We start from the raw sequence: 574 nt of genomic DNA, 5'->3' as shown, positions 1-574 counted from the left end.
TCAAAATTAAACAGTAGGCAATTCTCCTTAGAAAGGAGGTGATCCAGCCGCACCTTCCGATACGGCTACCTTGTTACGACTTCACCCCAGTTATTGATTCCACCTTCGACGACTTCTTCCAAAAGGTTAGATAATCGGCTTCGGGCGTCTCCAACTCCCGTGGTGTGACGGGCGGTGTGTACAAGACCCGGGAACGCATTCACCGCAGCATTCTGATCTGCGATTACTAGTAACTCCAGCTTCATGTAGGCGAGTTTCAGCCTACAATCCGAACTGAGAGTAGCTTTAAGGGATTAGCTCCACCTTACGGCTTGGCAACCCTCTGTACTACCCATTGTAGCACGTGTGTAGCCCTAAGCATAAGGGGCATGATGATTTGACGTCATCCCCACCTTCCTCCAGGTTATCCCTGGCAGTCTCTCTAGAGTGCCCAACTTAATGATGGCAACTAAAGACAAGGGTTGCGCTCGTTGCGGGACTTAACCCAACATCTCACGACACGAGCTGACGACAACCATGCACCACCTGTCACCAATGTCCCCGAAGGGAACTCTCCGATTAAGGAGATGTCATT

Annotated in this window: 1 rRNA gene; it reads right to left on the bottom strand. The window is 50.5% G+C overall.

The annotated features are described in order from the left end of the window. Nucleotides 1-31: 31 nt before the first annotated feature. Nucleotides 32-574, bottom strand: a 16S ribosomal RNA gene (locus IC219_RS21360); the annotation flags it as partial.

Source organism: Clostridioides sp. ES-W-0018-02, assembly GCF_020658175.1.
In the GTDB taxonomy this organism is placed as follows: Bacteria; Bacillota; Clostridia; order Peptostreptococcales; family Peptostreptococcaceae; genus Clostridioides.
Note: the sequence above shows the minus strand (reverse complement) of the source record. Positions and strands in the feature narration are given on the sequence as shown.